At 71.2% G+C, this 20700-nt stretch carries 21 protein-coding genes; 8 read left to right on the forward strand and 13 right to left on the reverse strand.

Going from position 1 to position 20700, the window contains the following annotated elements:
* Positions 1 to 157: 157 nt before the first annotated feature.
* From KVS71_RS01595 to KVS71_RS01615, 5 genes are read right to left on the reverse strand one after another with little or no spacing between them, the layout of a single operon-like run.
* A complete protein-coding gene (locus KVS71_RS01595) occupies positions 158 to 934 on the reverse strand; it encodes a DeoR/GlpR family DNA-binding transcription regulator (protein WP_217583172.1) in 777 nt (258 codons plus the stop codon).
* On the reverse strand, positions 931 to 1863 hold the full coding sequence (locus KVS71_RS01600) for a class II fructose-bisphosphate aldolase (RefSeq protein ID WP_217583174.1): 933 nt from the start codon (positions 1861 to 1863) through the stop codon (positions 931 to 933). The genes KVS71_RS01595 and KVS71_RS01600 overlap by 4 nt, the downstream gene beginning before the upstream one ends.
* Positions 1860 to 2804, reverse strand: coding sequence for a 1-phosphofructokinase family hexose kinase (locus tag KVS71_RS01605; RefSeq protein WP_217583182.1), 945 nt, complete (start codon positions 2802 to 2804; stop codon positions 1860 to 1862). Before KVS71_RS01605 ends, KVS71_RS01600 begins: the two co-directional genes overlap by 4 nt.
* Positions 2801 to 3793, reverse strand: a complete 993-nt coding sequence (locus KVS71_RS01610) for an ROK family protein (protein ID WP_217583184.1) — start codon at positions 3791 to 3793, stop codon at positions 2801 to 2803. Before KVS71_RS01610 ends, KVS71_RS01605 begins: the two co-directional genes overlap by 4 nt.
* A gap of 25 nt (positions 3794 to 3818) precedes the next feature.
* Positions 3819 to 4718, reverse strand: a complete 900-nt coding sequence (locus KVS71_RS01615) for a sugar isomerase (RefSeq protein WP_217583186.1) — start codon at positions 4716 to 4718, stop codon at positions 3819 to 3821.
* A 282-nt stretch (positions 4719 to 5000) separates the two neighbouring features.
* On the opposite strand from KVS71_RS01615, the gene KVS71_RS01620 reads away from it, so the two are divergent.
* The 3 genes from KVS71_RS01620 to KVS71_RS01630 are packed head-to-tail and all read left to right on the forward strand — an operon-like array spanning position 5001 to position 8177.
* Positions 5001 to 6245 carry an extracellular solute-binding protein gene (locus KVS71_RS01620; RefSeq protein ID WP_105948999.1) on the forward strand — a complete coding sequence of 415 codons (1245 nt, stop codon included), beginning with the start codon at positions 5001 to 5003 and terminating at the stop codon, positions 6243 to 6245.
* Positions 6246 to 6276: 31 nt separating this feature from the next.
* Entirely contained in the window at positions 6277 to 7248 is a 972-nt protein-coding gene (locus KVS71_RS01625) for a carbohydrate ABC transporter permease (protein ID WP_217583194.1), read from the forward strand.
* A 2-nt stretch (positions 7249 to 7250) separates the two neighbouring features.
* The gene (locus KVS71_RS01630; protein WP_082750161.1) at positions 7251 to 8177 is read left to right on the forward strand and encodes a carbohydrate ABC transporter permease; all 927 of its coding nucleotides are present in this window, start codon (positions 7251 to 7253) and stop codon (positions 8175 to 8177) included.
* Between the two features lie 116 nt (positions 8178 to 8293).
* Here KVS71_RS01630 and KVS71_RS01635 read toward each other — a convergent pair whose 3' ends face one another.
* Positions 8294 to 9457, reverse strand: coding sequence for an ROK family protein (locus KVS71_RS01635; RefSeq protein WP_217583196.1), 1164 nt, complete (start codon positions 9455 to 9457; stop codon positions 8294 to 8296).
* Positions 9458 to 9579: 122 nt separating this feature from the next.
* On the opposite strand from KVS71_RS01635, the gene KVS71_RS01640 reads away from it, so the two are divergent.
* The 4 genes from KVS71_RS01640 to KVS71_RS01655 all read left to right on the forward strand — a co-directional run bounded on the left by KVS71_RS01640 (position 9580) and on the right by KVS71_RS01655 (position 13690).
* Positions 9580 to 10677 (forward strand): ROK family protein, encoded by a 1098-nt coding sequence (locus KVS71_RS01640; protein ID WP_217583198.1) that lies wholly within the window; start codon positions 9580 to 9582, stop codon positions 10675 to 10677.
* A 103-nt stretch (positions 10678 to 10780) separates the two neighbouring features.
* Entirely contained in the window at positions 10781 to 11374 is a 594-nt protein-coding gene (locus KVS71_RS01645) for a short chain dehydrogenase (RefSeq protein ID WP_217583200.1), read from the forward strand.
* Positions 11374 to 11916: a GNAT family N-acetyltransferase gene (locus tag KVS71_RS01650; protein WP_217583202.1), complete on the forward strand. Its 543-nt coding sequence runs from the start codon at positions 11374 to 11376 to the stop codon at positions 11914 to 11916. The genes KVS71_RS01645 and KVS71_RS01650 overlap by 1 nt, the downstream gene beginning before the upstream one ends.
* A gap of 67 nt (positions 11917 to 11983) precedes the next feature.
* Positions 11984 to 13690, forward strand: coding sequence for a long-chain-fatty-acid--CoA ligase (locus KVS71_RS01655; protein ID WP_217583210.1), 1707 nt, complete (start codon positions 11984 to 11986; stop codon positions 13688 to 13690).
* Between the two features lie 9 nt (positions 13691 to 13699).
* Here KVS71_RS01655 and KVS71_RS01660 read toward each other — a convergent pair whose 3' ends face one another.
* Positions 13700 to 13999 carry a chorismate mutase gene (locus KVS71_RS01660; protein WP_025104206.1) on the reverse strand — a complete coding sequence of 100 codons (300 nt, stop codon included), beginning with the start codon at positions 13997 to 13999 and terminating at the stop codon, positions 13700 to 13702.
* 62 nt (positions 14000 to 14061) lie between these two features.
* Between KVS71_RS01660 and KVS71_RS01665 the strand changes: the two genes are divergently transcribed.
* On the forward strand, positions 14062 to 15288 hold the full coding sequence (locus KVS71_RS01665) for an AI-2E family transporter (RefSeq protein WP_217583212.1): 1227 nt from the start codon (positions 14062 to 14064) through the stop codon (positions 15286 to 15288).
* Between the two features lie 165 nt (positions 15289 to 15453).
* Here the strand turns inward: KVS71_RS01665 and KVS71_RS01670 are convergent, their stop codons facing one another.
* From KVS71_RS01670 to KVS71_RS01695, 6 genes are all read right to left on the reverse strand, one after another.
* Positions 15454 to 16374, reverse strand: a complete 921-nt coding sequence (locus tag KVS71_RS01670; protein WP_060922328.1) for an ABC transporter substrate-binding protein — start codon at positions 16372 to 16374, stop codon at positions 15454 to 15456.
* Positions 16375 to 16408: 34 nt separating this feature from the next.
* The gene (locus KVS71_RS01675; protein WP_025104209.1) at positions 16409 to 17128 is read right to left on the reverse strand and encodes an ABC transporter permease; all 720 of its coding nucleotides are present in this window, start codon (positions 17126 to 17128) and stop codon (positions 16409 to 16411) included.
* A complete protein-coding gene (locus KVS71_RS01680) occupies positions 17125 to 17808 on the reverse strand; it encodes an ABC transporter permease (RefSeq protein WP_025104210.1) in 684 nt (227 codons plus the stop codon). Before KVS71_RS01680 ends, KVS71_RS01675 begins: the two co-directional genes overlap by 4 nt.
* Positions 17805 to 18665: an ATP-binding cassette domain-containing protein gene (locus KVS71_RS01685; RefSeq protein WP_217583220.1), complete on the reverse strand. Its 861-nt coding sequence runs from the start codon at positions 18663 to 18665 to the stop codon at positions 17805 to 17807. Before KVS71_RS01685 ends, KVS71_RS01680 begins: the two co-directional genes overlap by 4 nt.
* Before the next feature lie 52 nt (positions 18666 to 18717).
* Complete coding sequence (locus KVS71_RS01690; protein ID WP_060922325.1) at positions 18718 to 19020, reverse strand: DUF427 domain-containing protein; 303 nt, start codon at positions 19018 to 19020, stop codon at positions 18718 to 18720.
* A gap of 135 nt (positions 19021 to 19155) precedes the next feature.
* On the reverse strand, positions 19156 to 20592 hold the full coding sequence (locus KVS71_RS01695; RefSeq protein ID WP_105948995.1) for an NAD(P)/FAD-dependent oxidoreductase: 1437 nt from the start codon (positions 20590 to 20592) through the stop codon (positions 19156 to 19158).
* Positions 20593 to 20700: the final 108 nt, after the last annotated feature.

Raw genomic sequence — 20700 nt, forward strand, 5'->3', positions numbered from 1 at the left:
CCGTCGGTTCTGGGGAAACGCCGCTGGGGAGCGGGAAGACGAGACGGACACCATCTGCTCCGGGAGCGTCGCGGTATGCAGCTGCGATGCTCCCGCAGGGCCTCGGCGATCTGGGGACGCCGAGGCCCTCGGGGCGTCCGCGTGCGGCCGGAGGGCCTCAGGCGAGGAGGACGGAGTACCCCGCGGCACGCAGCGCGTCGACAGCGGCCTGGTCGGCTCCTCGATCGGTGATGACCGTGGCGAAGAGCTCCGGCCCGCCGACGGTGGAGAAGGCCTCGGCGCCGAGCTTGCTGCCGTCGGTCACGACGACGGCCCGCCGCGCCCGCTCCGCCATCATCCGGTTCACTGCCGCCTCGCGCTCGTCCTGCGTGGTCGCCCCGGCTGCCGCGTCCATCCCGTTCACGCCGATGAACGCGAGGTCCAGCCGCACCCCGCGGAGCAGCTGCTCGACGAACGGGCCGACGAGCTCGTAGGTGCGCGAGTGGATGACCCCGCCCGTGACGACCACCTTGATCTCCGGCCGGGTCGCGAGCTGGGCGGCGATGTTCACGGCATTGGTGACCACCGTGATCCCGCCCTCCGCCGCCAGATCCTCGCGGGCGGCGAGCGCGGCCGCGATGGCCGTGGTCGTCGTGCCTCCGGAGAGCCCGACCACCATGCCGGGGGTGACGAGCGCCGCCGCGGTCTGCGCGATGCTCTCCTTCTCGTGCGTGCGGAGATGGCTCTTGTAGCGGAGCGGCAGTTCGTAGGCGACGGTCTGGGCCACGGCACCGCCGTGCGTGCGGGTGAGCAGCCGCTGCTCGGCGAGGGAGTCGAGGTCGCGGCGGGTGGTGGCCGGGGAGGCCCCGAACCGCTCCACCAGCTCCTCCACCGTGACCTCTCCGTCCGCCGCGAGGAGGTCGAGGATCGCGTGCAGTCGGGCCGCGCGCTTCACCGGTCGTCGTTTCGCGTCGAGGTCGCAGCCGTGCCCGGAACCTCTGCGACCGGAGCGGGATTCTCCGACGGCAGCAGGGCGAACAGTCGCAGCATCCGGGCGGCTTCGTCCGCGAGGGCGGCGCGGGCGGGAGCGAGGTACTTGCGGGAGTCGACGAGACGCTCGTCGGCGGCGAGCACCTCGCGGACCGCCCGCGTGAAGAAGCCGTTGAGATGGGTGGAGACGTTGACCTTCGTCATCCCGGCGCGCACGGCATCGGCGATCACGGCGTCGGCCACCCCGGACGAGCCGTGCAGCACGAGGGGCACATCCGTCCCGTCGGCGGCGGCACCACGCAGGGCCGCACGCAGGCGGGCGATGAGGTCGAGGTCGAGGGAGGCGGTGCGGTCGGTCATGGCGTGCGAAGACCCCACGGCCACGGCGAGGGCGTCCACACCGGTGGCGGCCACGAACGCCCGCGCCTCGCCCGGATCGGTGCGGACACCGGGGGCGTGGGCGCCGTCCTTCCCGCCCACCTCGCCGAGCTCGCCCTCCACGTACACCCCCGCCGCGCGGGCCCGGGCGGCGACCTCGGCTGTCAGCGCCACGTTCTCGTCGTAGGGCAGCGCGCCGCCGTCGAACATCACCGAGCCGAGCCCGAGGGACACGGCTTCGTCCACGAGCTCCGGTCGCTCCGCATGGTCGAGGTGCACCGCCACCGGGGTCTCCGCGCGTCGCGCCGCGGCGAGCGTCGCGAGGGCGATCGGCTCCAGACCGCCGTGGTAGTCGGCGCAGTTCTGCGAGATCTGCAGGATCACGGGGAGCTGTGCGAGCGCGGAGGCTCGGACGAGGCCCTCTGCGGTCTCCAGATGGATGACGTTGAACGCGCCGATGCCGGTGCCGGCGGTGGCAGCCGCGGAGACGAGCTCCCGAGCGGAGACGAGGGTCACGAAGGGTCCTTCCGGAAGGAGGCGGGGTCGGGGCGGGAGACGCGGAGCCGCTCCTCGAGCGCGCGCCAGCGGGGGGAGATGTCGCCGGCGAGCGGCATGAGGACGGCGGCTGCCGACCACGCGGTCGCGCGACGGAGGATGACCTCGGGGTTGCGCTCGCCCTCCGCGGTGAGCACGGCGCAGGCCGCGACCGCAGCGTCTCCCGCCCCGGTCGGGTTGCCGGAGAGCGGCTCGTCGAGTCGGGCGTGCAGGAGATCGGTCGGGGTGACCGCGAGCATGCCGTCGGCCCCGAGCGACAGGAGCACGAGCTCGGCGCCCCGGGCCAGCAGCGACCGCGCGCCCTCGACGGGGTCGCTGATGCCGGTGGCCTCGGCGAGCTCGGCGGCGTTGGGCTTGAGCACGGCGGCGCCGGCGTCGGCGGCGCGCAGGAGGGCCGGGCCGGAGGTGTCCACGATCACGGGGACGCGGGCGTCCGCACCCACCGCGACGAGCATCGGCACGAGCGAATCCGGCGCTCCCGGCGGAAGGCTCCCGGAGACGACGAGGACCCCGGCGCCGGGAAGCCGGTCGACGATCTCCGCGAGGAGCCCGCCCCACTCGGCATCGGTGGGGTTCACCCCTCGCTCGTTGACGATCGTGGTGTCGCCCGCGGCCTCGTCGACGAGGGCGATGCTGCGACGCGTGTCGGCCGCGACGGGCACGAGCACATGGGGCACGCCGCTGGCCGTGAGCTCCGCGGCGAACTGCGCGCCGACCGGACCGCCGGCCGTGGTCAGCGCGAGGACGGACGCCCCCTCGGCGTGTGCGACCCTGGCGACGTTGAGGCCCTTGCCGCCGGCGCGGGACGCTCCGGTCTCGGCGCGGTGCGTCCCGCCGGCGACGAGACGGTCGACCTGCCACGTGAGGTCGAGCGCGGGGTTCGGGGTGACGGTGAGGATCATGTGAGCTCCCTGGCGCGGAGGGCGGCGCCGATCAGTCCCGCGTTGCCGGACAGCTCGGCCGGGACGAGTGCGGGGAGGCGGTGGAAGCTGAGGCGGGCGGCGAGACGCGACCGCAGCTCGTCGAAGAGCGCGCCGCCCGCCCGCGACAGTCCGCCGCCGATCACCACGGCCTCGGGGGCGACCACGGCGGTCAGCTGCGCGAGCGACAGGGTGAGCGCGTCCAGCGCCGAGTCCCAGATGTCGGCGGCGACCCGGTCCCCGGCGGCCGCTCGGGCGATGACGTCCTTGGCGCCGTCCGGCGCCGTGCCCGTCGCCTCCCGGTAGCGGCGCGCGATGGCTCCCGCCGAGGCGACGGCCTCCAGACAGCCACGGGCACCGCACGGGCACACCGGTCCGTCGGCGATCGGGGAGTGCCCGATCTCGCCGGCATAGCCCCCGGCCGTGTAGGGGCGGCCGCCGACGAGCAGGGCCCCGGCGATCCCGGTGCCGATCACCAGGATCACCGCGTCGTCGTAGGCCCGCGCGCCGCCCAGCTCGTGCTCGGCCCAGCTCGCGGCACGCACGTCGTGGTCGAACGCGACGGGGAGGCCGAGACGCTCCGCGGCGAGCGCGCGCAGCGGCGCGTCCCGCCAGCCCATGTTGCTCGCGAACACGCCGATCCCTGCCGCGGCGTCGACGATCCCCGGCACCACGAGCCCGGCGGCGCGGGGCACCACGTCGGGATGCTCGTCGCGGAGCTGCGCGGCGAGCACCTGCAGCCGGTCGAGCAGCGCGGGGGTGCGGTCGACGTCGGCCGTGGGAGTCGGCGTGCGGCGGAGGCCGAGCGCCCGTCCTTCCGCGTCGAACAGTGCCGACTTGATGTCCGTCCCGCCGACGTCGAAGGCCAGGACCGGCGACCCGGCGCCGAGCGTGCGCACCGCGGCGAGCTTCTCGCCGGCCTCGTCCCTCGCGACGTCGGGGATGGCGTCCGCGGCGTCGTTCGGGGTCATCGCTCGGCTCCGGGGATCGCTGGCGTCATGCATCCAGGATGACGGATCGCGTGAGGTTGCGCGGCTGGTCGGGGTCGAGCCCACGGGCCACGGCACGGTCGAGGGCTGTGCGGTGCAAGCGCACGAGGTCGGCGAGCGGGTCGATCGCGCGGTGCTCGAAACGGGCGCCCGTGGCGCGCACCTCCGCGGCCAGTCCTTCCGGTGCCTCTCCGAACTGCCACGTCACCCGGCCCGGCGCGGCGATGGCGATCGGACCGTGGCGGTAGTCCATCGACGGGTACGCCTCGGTCCACGACTGCGACGACTCGCGCAGCTTCAGGGCGGCCTCGTGGGCCAGGCCGATCGTCCAGCCCCGCCCGAGGAACGTGTACTGCTCGGCGTCGCGCAGCTCGGTGTCGTCGCCCTCCTCGGCGAGCACGGCCGTGGCGTCGGCGATGGCCCCGGAGAGGTCCTCGCCCAGCGACGCCCGGAAGAGAGCGAGCGCGGTCGTGGCGAAGCGCGTCTGCACCACCGACTGCTCGTCGGCGAACGGCAGCAGCACGGCGTCGTCGACGAGCGCGACGAGCGGGGAGTCGGGGTCGCCGATCACGCCGATCGTGCGGGTGCGCCCCTTGATGCGGTCGACGAGTTCCAGCACCTCGGTCGTGGTGCCGGAGCGGGTGAGGGCGACGACCGCGTCGTAGCCGCGGTCGATGAAGGCCTCGGACGCCGCGAACGCATCGGTCTCGCCGTGACCGGACGACTCGCGCAGCGCGGCGTACGACTGGGCCATGAACCACGAGGTGCCGCAGCCGACGACCGCGACCCGTGCCCCGCGAGCCGGCAGCAGCGCCTGCTCGGCGGTGAGCTCGGCGGCGGTGGCCCACATCTCCGGCTGGGAGCGGAGCTCTTCGCGCATGTGCGCGCCGGGCAGCGAATCGGTCATGATGAGGCCTTTCGGACGAGTTGTTGCGTACTTGTGATTGTTTCGGGCTTAATCCGATCATAGTATTTCGTCCCAAGAGAGCAACATCTTGATTTGTTTGTTTGCCTGACAAATAATCGGGACGAGTTCCCCCGAGCCCCCGCTCGGACGATCGCGACCACCTCGGCGGCGTGATCATCACGCACCGTCGCGTGGAGTGTTCTGCGACTGTGCACCACCCCCCTCTCCGGAGAGCGGATCCCGCCCGCTGGAGCAGCACCCACAGTGAGGAATGCAATGCCCATGAACAAGTCACGGCGATACGGGGCCGCAGCGGTCGCGGCCGTCGCCACGCTGTCGCTCGCATCCTGCGGTTTCGGTGGATCGGGAGGAGACAGCGGCGGCGGCGACGACGCCAGCACGCTCGACCTGCTCGTCCCCAGCTACTCCGACGCCACGAAGGGCCTCTGGGAAGACGTCATCGACGGTTTCACGAAGGACAACCCCGACATCAAGGTCAACCTCGAGGTGCAGTCGTGGGACAACCTCGAGAAGGTCATCTCCACGAAGGTCCAGGCGGGCGAGGCGCCCGACATCTACAACGGCGGCCCTTTCGCGGGCTTCGTCGAGGACGAGCTGCTCTACCCGGTCGAGGAGGTCGTGTCCGACGACGTCTACTCCGACTTCCAGGACTCCTTCCTCGCCAACGCCGAGGTCGACGGCACGGCCTACGCCCTGCCGATGATCGCCTCCGCGCGTGCCCTGTTCGTCAACAACGACCTCCTGTCCCAGGCAGGCGTCGAGGCGCCGACCGACTGGGACTCCCTGCTCGACGCGGCGACCAAGGTGTCCGGGCTCGGCGGCGGTGTCGCGGGCTACGGCATGCCGCTCGGCTCGGAGGAGGCGCAGGCCGAGGCCGCCGTGTGGCTCTGGGGCGGCGGTGGATCCTTCGGCGACGCGTCGGAGATCACCATCGACACCCCGGAGAACCTCGTCGGCGCCGAGCAGATCAAGAAGATGATCGACGCCGGGGCGACCCAGGCCGACCCCGGCTCCACGCAGCGCTCCCCGCTGATGGACATCTTCATCCAGGGCAAGATCGGCATGCAGGTCGGCCTGCCGCCGACGGTCGGCCAGATCGCCGACAACAACCCGGACCTCGACTACTCGATCGTGCCGATCCCGACCAAGGACGGCTCGCCGTTCACCCTCGGCGTCATGGACCAGCTCATGGCGTTCGAGAACGACGGCGACAAGCAGGAGGCGATCACGAAGTTCCTCGACTACTTCTACTCGCCCGAGGTCTACGTGCCGTGGGTGCAGGCGGAGGGCTTCCTCCCCGTCACGAAGTCCGGCGCCGAGGAGCTGTCCGGCGAGGAGGCCCTCAAGCCGTTCCTCGACGTGCTGCCCGACGCGCAGTTCTACCCGTCGACCAACCCGAAGTGGTCGGCAGCGGACGGCGCCTTCAAGTCGCTGTTCGGACAGATCCAGGATCAGCCGGCGGCCGATGTGCTGAAGCAGATCCAGGACCAGGTGGACGCGGGCTGACCCGCGGAACGGAGAGGTTCGGGAATCCCCCATGAGCCAGACGACAGAATCCTCGAACCTCGCGGGGGCGGCCACCGGCCGCCCCCGCACCCCGGACGCCGGGACGGCCGTGCGCGGTCGCCCCGGCGGGCGGGACCTCCTCCAAGCGCTGCCGTGGATCGCCCCCGCGCTGCTGCTCATCATCGGCGTGGTGCTGTTCCCCGCCGGTGTCATGTTCTTCAACTCCACCCGCGACATCTCGCTCTCGGGCCTGGACAAGGGCTCGGTCGGCTTCGACAACTTCGTGACCGTCTTCACGTTCCCGGAGTTCTGGCCGATCTTCGTCCGCACGATCGTCTGGGTCGTGTCGGTGGTGCTGTTCACGGTCGTGATCTCGCTCGGCCTCGCGCAGATCCTCAACAAGGCGTTCCCGGGGCGCCAGCTCGTGCGGATGGCGGTCATCGTGCCGTGGGCCGCGTCCGTGGTGATGACCACGATGGTCTTCTACTACAGCCTCGAGCCGTACTTCGGGGTCTTCAACAAGTTCCTCTACGACATCGGGCTCTCCGACGACGCGGTGGGCTACGGCTGGACGAAGAACCCGACGACGGCGTTCGCGTGGTCGATCGTCATCGCGGTGTTCGTGTCGCTGCCCTTCACGACCTACACGATCCTCGCCGGGCTCCAGGCGGTCCCCGCCGATGCGATCGAGGCCGCCAAGATGGACGGCGCCGGAGCGGCCCGCACCTACTGGTCGATCGTCCTGCCGCAGCTGCGCAGCGCCCTCGCCGTAGCGATCCTCATCAACATCATCAACGTCTTCAACTCGCTGCCGATCCTCAAGGTGATGACCGGGTCGATCCCGGGCTACGGCGCCGACACGATCATGACGCTCATCTTCAAGTACATCGAGCTGCAGAAGAAGGTCGACGTCGCGAGCGCCCTGTCGGTCGTGGCCTTCCTCATCGTGATCGCGATCGTCGCGGCCTACGTCAAGATCGTCAAGCCCATGAAGGAGGTCTGATCATGACCGTGACCGAGACCGCCCTCGTGACCACCGCCGACTCCCGCGGACGACGCACCCCGCCCATCCCCGGCCGCCGGCGCCGCTACACCGCGGATCAGGTGTCGCTGCCCCGCGTGATCCTGCGCACCGCCGCCGGGTTCCTCGTGCTCGCGATCTTCGTGCTGCCGTACCTCATCATGTTCTTCGGATCGGTGAAGACGAAGGCGCAGATCCGCTCGGTCGACCCGACCTACCTCCCGGTGGAGTGGCACTGGGAGAACTACCTCACGATGTGGTCGACGCCCGAAACGCCGCTGCCGTACAACCTCGTCTCGACCATCGTCATCTCCGTGTTCGCGACGCTCCTGGTGCTGCTCGTGTCGCTCCCCGCGGCGTACTACACGGCCCGGTTCCGCTTCCCCGGCCGCATGGTGTTCCTGTTCCTCGTGATCGTGACGCAGATGCTGCAGCCGGCGGTGCTCACGTCGGGTCTGTTCCGGCAGTTCACCGTCCTCGGCCTCGGCGACACCTGGACCGCCATGATCTTCATCAACGCGGCCTTCAACCTGTCGTTCGCCGTGTGGATCATGCACTCGTTCTTCGCCGGCATCCCGAAGGAGGTCGACGAGGCGGCGCAGATCGACGGCGCCGGACGCCTCACGGTCCTGTTCCGGATCAACCTCCCGCTCGTCTGGCCGGGCATCGTCACCGCGATCGTGTTCACGTTCGTGGCCTGCTGGAACGAGTTCGCCGCTTCGCTGGTGATCCTGTCGACGGACAAGAACCAGCCGCTGTCGGTCGCCCTCACGAAGTTCGTCGGTCAGTACGAGACGAGCTGGCAGTACGTGTTCGGCGTCTCGATCGTGGCGATCCTGCCGGTCATCATCCTCTTCATGCTCATCGAGAAGCGTCTGGTGGGCGGCCTCACCGCCGGCAGCGTGAAGTAACCCAGTAACGCGTCCGGAACACCTGCACGACCGCGGCACGCGTGCAGGGGTTCCGGACGAGTCCGGTCGTGCACCCGTATCCGGGTCGTGCAGCCGGAACGTCGGGGATGGCGAGGTCAGGGGCGGGGGCCGCCGGCGCGGAGCTGGTCGGGACTCCACCGCACGCCGAGGACGGCGGTGAGGGCGGCCTGCGCGGTACCCGCGGACGGGGTGACACGCGGATCGGCATATCGGATGGGGACGTCGGCGGTGCCGCGGGCGGGATAGCCGCTCTCGGCGCGGACCCGCTCCAGGAACCGGGGGCCGAGCTCCGTCGCAGGACCGCCGATGACGACCTCGATGGGATCGAGCAGCGCCCCGATGAGCTTGATGGCGCGGGCCAACGCGCGGGCCCCATCGTCGATCAGTGCCTGATCCGCACGGGAGACGAGAGCGCGGACGGCCGGCACGTCCAGCGCGTCCGAGAACTCCTCCCCCAGCATCGGTCCCATCGCAGCCGCCGACTCCAGGCAGCCGCGACGGCCGCAACGACAGGGACGCGCGGCATCGCCGAAGACGACCTGCACGTGCCCGATCTCCCCCGCGCGGTCGCGCGGTCCCGGCGCGAGCTCCCCGTCGAGGGTGACCGCGGCGCCGATGCCCCCGCCGCTGTGGATGAACAGGCGGTAGCCCGAGGGGGCGGCGTCCAGCCCGGCCTCCGCGATGGCCTCGGCATCGACGTCGTTGACGAGGAGGACCGGGACGCCGGTGATGCTCTCGAAGCGGTCCGCGAGCGGGACCTCGTGCCACTCCAGCTGCACGCTCTCCAGCACCGTGCGACCGTCGGTCGTCCCCGGGACCTGCACGCCGACCGCGAGCAGCCGCGCGCCGTAGGCGGCCACCACCTCGGCGACGGTCTCGTCCAGCACCCGGTCGCGTGTCTGCGTCGTGTAGGAGACGCTGCGGCGGTCGACCTCGGAGCCGTCGAGCGCGACGAGCGCCAGGTACGCGCTGGTCGGCTGCACGACGAGCACGAGGATCAGGTGGTGCTCCGCGTCGATGCTGAGCGTGGTCGCGCGCTTGCCCCCCGTGCTCACCGCCTGCTCACCCTCCGCGATCAAGCGGTTCTCGATGAGCTCGGCGACGAGGGACGACGCGGTCGCCGCCGTGAGTCCGGTCGCCCGCGCGATGCCGGCACGGGTCTGCGAACCGGAGGCCTGGAAGACGAGCTGGAGCGCCCGTCGCAGGTTCGCTCGCCGAACCGCCGCCTGGGTGTCCAGCGCGTCGTCGTGGGTGAACATCTGCGGGTTCCTTCTCGGGGCCGAGGTCCGTCGATTGACAGCGCGCGTACCGCTCCGTACGCTCGGTCCGTTAGTTTATTCATTGAACTTAGTCAGCCCGAGCGTCGATCGGGAGGAGCATCATGCGCTACCCCCAGATCCTAGAGCGCCCCGCCGATCGGGCACGAGCCGCGCAGGCGTCGTCCAACGGCCACGCTCGCGGCATCCGGGAACGCAACCGCGCCCTCGTCCTGCGCACGCTCATGGAGCAGTCGGCTCTCAGCCGCGCGGATCTCTCCCGGCTCACCGGCCTCGCCCGCCCCACCGTCTCCGAGGTCGTGCGGGATCTGCTCGCCGACGGCGTGATCCGGGAGAGCGGACCCAGTCAGGAGTCCCGGCCGGGAAAGCCCGCCGTGATGCTCGAGTTCGACCAGCGGGCCGTGCAGGTCATCGCGCTCGACCTCTCCGCGCCCGGTGAGGTCATCGGGGCGCTGGCCTCGCCCGACGGCCGCCTCTCGCATCGCCTCCATCGGCCGCGTACCCCCGACGCCGCGGAAGCCGTCGCCGGTCTCGTCGCGGAACTGCGCAGCCTCACCGACGGGCCCGCGCTCGGGATCGGCATCGGTGTGCCCACCGGCTCCTCCGCGCTGCTCGGTCTCGGACCGCGACTCGCGGAGATCCTCGACGCCCCCGTGCACCTCTTCGACGACGCCGATCTCGTGGCCGACGCCGAGCAGCGGTTCGGTGCCGTCGGCACCGACTTCCTCCTCGTCCGCCTCGGGACCCGCATCGGCACCGCGATCCGCGTCGTCGGCGACGACGGCGCCCCGGTCGAACGATCCATCGGCGCCCGTGAGCTCGCGCACGTCGGTGCGGGTGGCGACCCCGGCGAGCTGTGCCTGTGCGGCCGCGACGGCTGCGTCCATGCGTGGGCCGCGGCTCCCGCGATCGCCCGGCGCCTGGAGACCCCGGGCGCAGACCACGCGACGGTGCTCACCGCCGCCGGCGCCCGGCTCGGCACGTCGCTCTCGGTCATCGCCGCCGCCGTCGACCTGCCCACGATCGTCCTCAGCGGTCCGGACGGGATCGTCTCCCCGGAGTTCGTGGACGCGACGGCCGCCGCGGTCCGTGCCGCCTCGCACCCCTCGCTCGGACCGGCCGTGGTGCCGAGCGCGCTCGACGACGCCGTCCTGCTGGGCGCGGCGACCCGCGTGGTGGCCGCCGAGTTCAGCCCGCGCTGACGGACGCGCCCGTCATCCGTCCTCTCCCGCCCGGAAGGGATGGGAGACTCGATCCCGCGGGGCGGCGACCCGTCGCCTCGATTCGTCCTGGGAGGGAATCCGCATGAAGGTACTCGTGATCGGCGCGACCGGCAGCATCGGCGGGGTGGTCGCCGCCACCCTCGACGTGCGAGGACACGAGGTCGTGCGGGCGTCCCGCTCCGGCGAGCAGAACGTGGACGTGACCGACCCCGCCTCCATCCGCAGCCTCTTCGAGCGGGTCGGCTCGGTCGACGCCGTCGTGGTCGCCGTGGGCTCCGTGCCCTTCAAGCCGCTCACCGATCTCGACCGCGACGACTATCTCGCCGCCTTCACCGGGAAGACCCTCGCGCAGCTCGACGTCCTGCGGGTCGCCCTCGACCACGTGACCGACGGCGGCTCCATCACCCTCACCAGCGGCGTGCTCGCGCGGGAGCCGATCGCGACGGGAGCGGCGGCGGCGATGGCCAACGGCGCCCTGGAGTCGTTCGTGATCACGGCGGCGGCCGAGGCCCCGCGGGGGATCCGCATCAATGCGGTCTCGCCCGACGTGCTGGCGAACTCCCCCGGGTACTTCTCGACCTTCCCCGGCCACCGCCCCGTCACCGACGACGAGGTCGGCCAGGCGTACGTGCGCGCGGTCGAGGGCATCGTCACGGGGCGGGTGCTCCCCGTCTGATGGCGCTCTCCCTCACTCCCGTCCCCACCCTGACCACCGAGCGGCTGGACCTCGTGCCGCTCGGACCGGAGCATCTCGACGGCACGTGGGCGGCCCTGCAGGAGCCCGAGGTGCTGCGGCTGACCGGCACCCACGCGCGCTTCACCCGCGATGGCGTCGAGACCTGGCTCCGGTCGCTCGCCGACCGGGACGACCGGGGGGATTGGGCGATCCTCCGTCGCGACGACGGCGCGCACATCGGCGAGGTGGTCCTCAGCGACCTGGACGAGGACAACGGCTCGGCCGGTTTCCGCATCGCCCTCGCCGGCCCGCGGTGGTTCGGCGCCGGATACGGGACCGAGGCGACGCGCGCGGTCATCCGGCACGCCTTCGACACCGTGGGACTGCATCGCGTGGAGCTCGAGGTGTACGCGTTCAACCCTCGGGCGCAGCGCGCCTACGAGAAGGCCGGGTTCGTCGTCGAGGGCCGGCGTCGGGAGGCGCTGCGCTGGGACGGCGAGTGGGTCGACGCCATCGTCATGAGCGTCCTCGCGGACGGGTGACTGCACGCCGAGCGGTGGTGAGCGCAAGGGGGAGGCGGAGCACAGGTCCATGTCGGAGGATGAGGGCATGACCGACGCGCCGCTGTCTTCCCGTCCCTGGCTCCGCTCCTATGCCGAGGGCGTGCCGGCCGACATCGACGAGCCGACGCAGACCCTGCCGCAGATGCTGGCCGCCGGCATCCGGCGGTACTCGCGTCGCCCCGCCCTCGAGTTCTTCGGCGCCGTCACGAGCTATCGGGAGCTCGGCGAGCAGATCGACCGCGCCGCGGAGGGACTCCGCCACCTCGGGGTCACGAAGGGCGACCGGGTGGCGCTGGTGCTGCCGAACTGCCCGCAGCACGTCGTCGCGTTCTACGCGGTCCTGCGTCTCGGCGCGATCGTCGTCGAGCACAACCCGCTCTACACCGCGCGCGAGCTGCGGCATCAGTTCGAGGACCACGGGGCCCGCGTCGCGATCGTGTGGGACAAGGTCGCCGATACCGTCGCGGGGTTCCCCGACGATCTCCGGGTCGGCCACATCGTGAGCGTCGACCTCACGGCGGCGATGCCCCTGTCGAAGCGCCTCCTGCTGCGACTCCCCGTCCCGAAGGCCCGGGCATCGCGGGCGAAGCTGACCGGCACGCCACGCGCGCGACACCTGACGCCGTGGAAGAAGCTCGTGTCGCACCGGCGGCTCCCCCGTCGCACCCCCGGGCCGTCGCTGGGCGACACCGCCGTCCTGCAGTACACGAGCGGGACGACCGGGCTCCCCAAGGGCGCTATCCTCACCCATGCGAACCTGCGGGCCAACGCGATGCAGGGGCGGGCCTGGGTGCCCGGACTCCGCGACGGCGAGGAGACGTTCTACGCCGTGCTGCCGCTCTTCCACGCCTACGGACTCACCCTGTGCCTCACGTTCGCGTTGAGCATCGGGGCGAAGGTGGTGCTGTTCCCGGCCTTCGATGTGAGCCTGGTCACGGACGCCGCCCGCACGAGTCCGCCGACCTTCCTCCCCGCGGTGCCGCCCATCTACGATCAGCTGGCCCGCGCGGCCGGACGCGGAACGGTGGACCTCTCCACAGTGCGGTTCGCGATCTCCGGGGCCATGAGCCTCCCCGTGGCGACGGTGCGACGCTGGGAGGAGGCCACCGGGGGACTGCTGGTCGAGGGGTACGGGATGACCGAGGCCTCCCCCGTCGCGCTCGGAAACCCGATGGGTCCGACGCGGCGCCCCGGTACCGTCGGCGTCCCGTTCCCGAGCACGGAGATCCGTGTCGTCGACCCCGACGACCCCGATGTCGACGTGCCCACGGGTGAGCCCGGCGAACTGCTGCTGCGCGGACCGCAGGTCTTCCAGGGGTACTGGGGGCGCCCCGGCGAGACGGCCGAGACCCTGTTGCCGAACGGCTGGCTCCGCACCGGCGACCTCGCCGAGGTCTCTCCCGACGGGTTCGTCACCATTGTCGACCGCCGCAAGGAGCTCATCATCACCGGCGGCTTCAACGTCGCGCCCAGCGAGGTGGAGAGCGCGCTGGAGGCCCACCCCGACGTCGTCGCGGCCGCCGTCGTGGGGCTCCCTCGGGCGAGCGGCGGCGAGGAGGTCGCCGCCGCAGTGGTGCTCCGCGAGGGCTCGGCGGCGGACATGGACGGGCTCCGTGACTTCTGCCGCACCCACCTGACCGCCTACAAGGTGCCGCGCCGGATCACCGCCGTCGACGACCTCCCCCGGTCGCTCATCGGCAAGGTGCTGCGGCGCGAGGTGCGCGACCGGCTGCTCGCCGAGCGCGGGGCCTGACGCGCGGGCTCAGCGCCCCTCGGCGGCCTCGGTGTGGTGGCGGATGACCTCGGCCACGACGAAGTTGAACCACTTCTCCGCGAACTCCGGGTCGAGGTGGGCGTCCTCCGCGAGCGCGCGGAGCCGAGCGACCTGCTGCTCCTCGCGGTTCGGGTCGGACGGCGGCATCGCGTGCTCGGCCTTGAGGTGTCCCACCTGCTGTGTGGCGCGGAACCGCTCCGCGAGCAGGAAGATCAGGGCCGCGTCGATGTTGTCGATGCTCGCACGCAGCCGGAGCAGTTCGGCCTTCGGATCCTCAGCGGCAGTCATGCCCCTACTCTAGAGCCGCGGATCACCCGGCCTCCGACGAGGGGCACCGCTATCGTGTGCTCATGAGCAACGACCAGTCGCCGGCCTCCGCTCCGCATGACGGCCAGGGCGGTCCCGCCCCGGACTCCGTCCCCGCCCCCGTCGACGCCGCGCTGGTCGGTGCCGCGGTGGAGGCGCCAGACGCCGCCGCGAAGCCGTCCGTCCCCGTGGTGATAGAGCCGACCACGCCCAGTCGCTCATTCTGGACGCGGATCGATCGGCCGTTCGTCTTCGGGTTCCTCGTGACCCTCGGCGGTCTCGGGGCGATCGTGATCGGCAGCGCGCTCTACAGCCTCTCCACCGTCCTCATCTACATCGCTCTCGCCCTGTTCGCCGCGCTCGGCCTCGACCCGGCCGTCCGCTTCCTCGAGCGTCGCGGCATCTCCCGTGCGCTCTCCGTCGTCGTGACCATCCTCGCCCTCATCGTCGTCGTCGCCCTCGTCCTCTGGATGATCGTGCCCATCGTCGTGGATCAGATCGCCGGGTTCGTGAAGTCGGTTCCCGGCATGATCCAGGACTTCACGAAGTCCGACCTCTACGCCACCCTCGACGACCAGTTCGGCGACCAGTTCCAGGACCTCGTGTCGGAAGTGGAGGATTTCCTCTCGGACTTCAGCAATCTCGCGACGATCGGCGGCGGGGCGCTCCAGGTCGGCGCGTCCATCGCGAGCGGTATCTCGGGCGCGATCGTGGTGCTCGTGCTGACGCTGTACTTCCTCGCGACCCTGCCGGCCATGCGCCAGGGGCTGCTGCGCCTGGTCCCGGCCCGCGACCGCGGCCGCGCCGGCGACATCTCCCAGCAGATCACCGACTCCGTGGGCGGCTATGTGATGGGGATGGTCGTCCTGGCGTTCTGCAACGCGACCCTCGCCCTCATCCTCTACACCGTGCTGGGCTTGCCGTTCCCGCCGCTCATGGCCGCGATCGCCTTCTGCGTCACGCTCATCCCGCTCGTCGGGTCGGTGCTGTTCTGGATGATCGGCACCATCCTCGCGCTGTTCACGAACCCGATCGCCGCGCTGGTCTTCGCCGCCATCTACCTCGTCTACATGCAGATCGAGGCGTACGTGCTCACCCCCCGGGTCATGAACAAGGCGGTGGCCGTGCCGGGCTCGCTCGTCGTCATCGGTGCCCTCGCCGGCGGCACGCTCCTCGGGCTGCTCGGCGCCCTCGTGGCCGTGCCCGTCACCGCCTCGATCCTCATCATCGTCAAGCAGGTGGTCGTGCCGAAGCAGGACTCCCGCACCTGATCCCACCCCCGCCCAGGGCACAACTTCGGAGATCCGGGGCGACACACCGTCAGGCCGGGGTCCTCCGCGGCGTGTCGGGCGCGATCTCCGAAGCTGTGCACGCCGGCGGTCGAGGACGACGAAGCGCCCGCCCCCTGAGGGCCGGGCGCTTCGCGGGGAGACGATTCAGACGAGGTCGTTGTCCGTCAGCCACTGCTTCGCGATGTCCTCCGCCGACTTCTGGTCGACCGTGCTCTGCACGTTGAGGGCGACGAGCTCCTCGGCGGTCAGCTTGGCGCTGATGCCGTTGATGACGTCGGCGATCTCGTCGGCCACGTCGCTGGAAGCGATCGGGACGACGTTCGAGGCCAGGATGATGTTCTCCGGGTCTTCCAGCGCCACGATGTCCTCGGTCTGGAATGCCGGATCGGCCGAGTAGATGTCCGCGACCTGGATCTCGCCGGCGAGCAGCGACTCCAGCGTCGTGGGACCGGTAGCGGAGAACGCCAGGTCGACGCCGTAGACCTCCTTGGCCGCCGCGGGACCGTACGGACGCTGCTCGAACTCGGGAGCCGCGCCGATCGTGACCGGGGTGGTGACGTCTGCGAGGTCGGCGATCGAGGTGAGGTCGTTCTCCTCGGCGAAGCTCTTGAGCACCGTGTAGGTGTCCTGGTCGGAGGCCTCGGCGTAGTCCAGCGCGGTGAGGCCGTCCGGGAGCGCGTCCTTCAGGGCCGCGTAGACGTCGTCCGGGCTGGTGGCGGTCGCATCCTTGTCCAGGTACTCGAGCAGGTTGCCCGTGTACTCGGGGAACAGGTCGATCGCCCCGGACTCGACGTCCGGCATGTAGGCGTCGCGCTGGCCGATGCTGAACTGGCGGTCGACGTCGAAGTCGGCGGCCTCGAGCGCCTGCGCGTAGATCTCGGCGATGATCTCGTTCGAGTAGTAGGCCTGCGAGCCGATGACGATGGTGTCGCTGCCACCACCGTCGCCGGCGTCGTCGGTGGGCGCGTCCAGCGGGTTGCTGTTGGCGCAGCCGGAGAGGGCGAGGGCGGCGGCGAGCGCGACGCCGCCGGCAAGGGCGAGGCGGGACTTTCGTGCGGTGAACATGGACTTCCTCTTCTCTGGGGGACGATGCTGTGGTTCAGGCGGGGGCGGCCGCGGGGGCGGTCGCCCGAGCGCGGCGTCGTTGCGGACGGGTGCGCACACCGCGGGGCACCGCGGCGTGCTGGGCGAGCGCGAGCAGGAGGTCGACGAGGAGCGCGAGCACCGCGACGAGGATCGCGCCGCCGAGCACCTGGTCGAAGCGGCGGAGCGGGATGCCCTGGATGATCGGCCAGCCGAGGCCGCCGAGGTTCACGTAGGCCGCGATCGTCACCGTGGCGATGACCTGCAGCAGCGCCGAGCGGAGGCCGCCGACCAGCAGCGGCATGCCGAGCGGCACCTCGACCTTCCAGAACACCTGCCAGCCGGTCATCCCCATCGCCCGCGCCGCGTCGATGGTTCGGCGGTCGACCGCCTCCAGGCCCGTGTAGGCGCCGGCCAGCAGGGACGGGATCGCCAGGACGACGAAGGTGATGATCGCCGCGAGGGGCGTGCGCAGCACCCCGAGCAGGAGCACCAGCAGCACCATGAGGCCGAAGGACGGGATGGCGCGGGCCGCTCCGGAGACGGCGACCGCGATCTCCCGCCCTTTCCCGGTGTGCCCGATGAGCCAGCCAAGCGGTACGGCGATCACCGCGGCGATCAGCACGGAGACCACCGTGTAGAAGACATGCTGGCCGAACAGGACGGGGAGGGAGTACGTCCCGACCCAGCGGTCGGGTGAGAACAGCCAGGCGAAGGCCTCGGTGAACACGTTCATGCGGCCGTCCTCAGCGTGATCGTCCGCCGCGCAGCGGCAGGGGTGGCCGCCGCCCGCGTCCACGGCATGAGGGCCCGCCCGAGGAGGACCAGCAGGAGATCGATGACCAGGGCGATGACGACGACGGCGACGATGCCGGTGAAGACCTCGGCGAGGATGCGGCGCTGGAGGCCGTTCGTGAACAGGTAGCCGAGGTTCGTGACGCCGACGAGGATGCCGACCGTCGCGAGCGAGATGGTGCTCACCGCCGCCACTCGGAGGCCCGCGAGGATGACCGGCCCGGCGAGCGGGAAGTCGACCGTCCAGAAGCGGCGGAACCCGCCGTAGCCCATCGCGACCGCCGACTGCCGGATCGCGGGGTCGACCGAGTCCAGGCCGTCGGATACCGCGCGGACGAGGATCGCGATCGCGTAGATCGTCAGGCCGATGACGAGGTTGGCCGGGCTGCGCGCCGGGTAGCCCGCCACCGACGGCAGCAGGATGAGGAGGGCGAGGGAGGGGATCGTGTAGAGCAGCCCGGTGAGGACGATGACCGGACCCTTCACGAGCTGATAGCGCCAGGCCACCCACCCCAGCGGGAGCGCCAGCACGAAACCGAGCACGATCGCGATCGCGCTCTGCTGCAGGTGCACCGCGGTGAGCTCGAGGATCAGCCCGAGGTTGTCGCCGACCCAGTTCACGGGGCCGCCCTCACCGTGTCGGCTTCGTCGACCGCGCCCTCCGGCGCGTCGACGATCGCTCCCTGCGTGCGCCCCTCGGAGTCGACGACGACGGTTCCCCGCGGAGTCTGCTTGAGGTGCAGCGCACGGCGGCCGCGGTCGGCTCCGATGAAGGACGAGACGAAGTCGTCGGCCGGGTTCTCGATGATCTCGCTCGGGCTGCCCACCTGCACGATCCGGGCGCCCTTGTCGAGGATGACGACCTGGTCGCCGAGGAGGAAGGCCTCGTCGATGTCGTGCGTGACGAACACGACCGTCTTGTCGAGCTCGTGCTGCAGCCGCAGGGTCTCCTGCTGGAGGTCGGCGCGCACGATGGGGTCGACCGCACCGAACGGCTCGTCCATGAGGAGGATGTTCGGGTCGGCGGCGAGTCCGCGGGCCACCCCGACGCGCTGCTGCTGACCACCCGACAACTGACTCGGATACCGCTCGGCGAGCGCCTGGTCGAGGCCGACGGTCGTGAGCAGCTCGCGAGCGCGCTCATGCGCCTGCTTACGCTTCACCCCGTTCAGCCGCAGCACGGTGGCCACGTTGTCGATGACGGTGAAGTGCGGCATGAGCCCGGAGTTCTGCATCACATAGCCGATGCGCCGGCGCAGGGCGACCGGGTCGCCCGACAGCACGCTCTCCCCGTCGATCTCGACCTCCCCCGACGTCGGCTCCACCATGCGGTTGATCATCCGGAGCAGGGTGGTCTTCCCGCAGCCGGACGATCCGACGAACACGGTGGTCTTGCGGGAGGGCAGCACGAGGCTGAAGTCGTCGACGGCGAGCGTCCCGTCGGCGAAGCGCTTCGTGACGTTGCGGAACTCGATCATGAGGGTGTCTCTCCGACGGTCGTGCGGACGTGCGGTCGTGCGTCGTGCGGGACTAGGCCGAGACCTCGACGCCCGGGGCGAAGGCGACGTAGCCGGAGAAGTCCTTGCCGACCCGGTCGAACGCCGACGGATACGGATGCGGATACGACCACGCGAGATCCTTGTGCAGCTCCCCGTCGACCTGGACGGAGTAGTACTGGCACTCACCCTTCCACGGACACGTGTACGGGGTGGGGCTCTCGACGAGGGCGTCCGGCGCGACGGATGCCGGCGGGAAGTACCAGTTCCCCTCGATGCGGATGAGGTCGTCCTGGTCGGCCTCGGCGATGACGTTCCCTGCGAGTACAGCCTTCATGGTCCTGCCTCCTCGGATGTGGGTTCGAGCGTATAAGACGGGTGCGACATCCGGCACCGGGTTGCGCGCGGGGTCGTCAATCTGGGACACAATGCGCGTTCTGTTCGTCACGCGACCGGAATCGGATTGCCCGGATCAGGCCGAGTCGCGGCCGTAGCCCTCCAGCAGGCGCAACCAGATCTCGCTGATCGTGGGGTAGGAGGGCACGGCGTGCCAGAGTCGGGCGATCGGGACCTCGCCGACGATCGCGATGGTCGCGGCCTGCACGAGCTCGGCGACCTCGGGGCCGACGAACGTCGCACCGACGACGACGTCGCGGTCGGTGTCGACGACCAGGCGCGCCTGCCCGGCGAAGCCATCCTCGTACAGGCTCGCGCCCGCCACCCACCCGAGGTCGTAGTCGACGACCCGGACGGCGGTGCCCGCGTCCTTCGCTGCCGCCTCGGTGAGGCCGACGGACCCGACCTCCGGGATCGAGAAGGTGACCTGGGGCACCGCGGCGTGGTCGGCCGTGGCGGCGTGACGCCCCCAGGGTGCGTCATCCACACTCTCGCCCTTCGCCCGCGCGACGATGACGTCGCCCGCGGCACGCGCCTGGTACTTGCCCTGGTGGGTCAGCAGCACGCGGCCGTTGACGTCGCCCACGGCGTAGAGCCAGTCGTGCCCGGGGACACGGAGGGTGTCGTCGGTCTCGATCCAGCGGCCCGGCTCAAGGCCAGCCACGTCGAGCCCGATGTCGGCGCTGCGCGGAGAGCGCCCGGTCGCGACGAGCACCTCCGCCGCGGTCACCGTCTCCCCGTTGTCGAGGGTGATGGTCACCCGGTCCCCGTCGCGGTGCACCGCCGTCGTGCCGGTGTCGGTGCGGACGTCGACGCCGAGCTCACGCAGGCCGTCGGCCACGCGCTCTCCGGCGAAGGGCTCCATCCCGCCCAGCAGCCCGCTGCGCGCGAGCAGCGTCACCGACGAGCCGAGCGCGGCGTACGCGGTGGCCATCTCGACCGCGACCACGCCGCCACCGATGACCGCGAGACTGTCGGGCAGCTCCTCGGCGCTGGTCGCCTCGCGGCTCGTCCAGGGCGAGGCCTCCCGCAGGCCCTCGATCGGCGGGATGACCGCATCCGAACCGGTGCTGATGGCGACGGCGTGACGCGCGCGCAGCACCCGGGTGCCGCCGTCCTGGTCGGTCACCGTGACCTCGCGCTCCCCGGTCAGCCGGCCGTGACCCCGGGCGAGGTCGATGTGGGCGGACTCCAGCCACTTCACCTGCCCGTCGTCGGACCAGTTGCTCGTGAAGGAGTCGCGGCGCTCGAACACGGCGCGGACATCGAGGGCCCCGGTCACGGCCTGCGCGGCGCCCGCGACGTGCTGCGCGGCACGGAGCGCCTGGGCCGAGCGGAGCAGCGCCTTCGACGGCATGCACGCCCAGTAGGAGCACTCCCCGCCGACGAGCTCGCTCTCCACGATGATCGCGGTGAGACCGCCCTGCACGGCACGGTCCGCCACGTTCTCCCCGACCGGACCACCGCCCAGCACGATGAGGTCGTATTCGTCGGTCTTGTCGGCAGCAGTCATGCTCGCCCCTCTCGTGGCCGCGGCGGCCCGTGGCCCAGTCTCGCTCATGAGGAACGTCGAGTCACGGGTGAGTTGTTCCCGTCCGCCGATATACCCGTCCTTCGCGGT

Origin of the sequence: Microbacterium sp. GbtcB4, assembly GCF_019091465.1 — a bacterium.
Lineage (GTDB): Bacteria > Actinomycetota > Actinomycetes > Actinomycetales > Microbacteriaceae > Microbacterium > Microbacterium paraoxydans.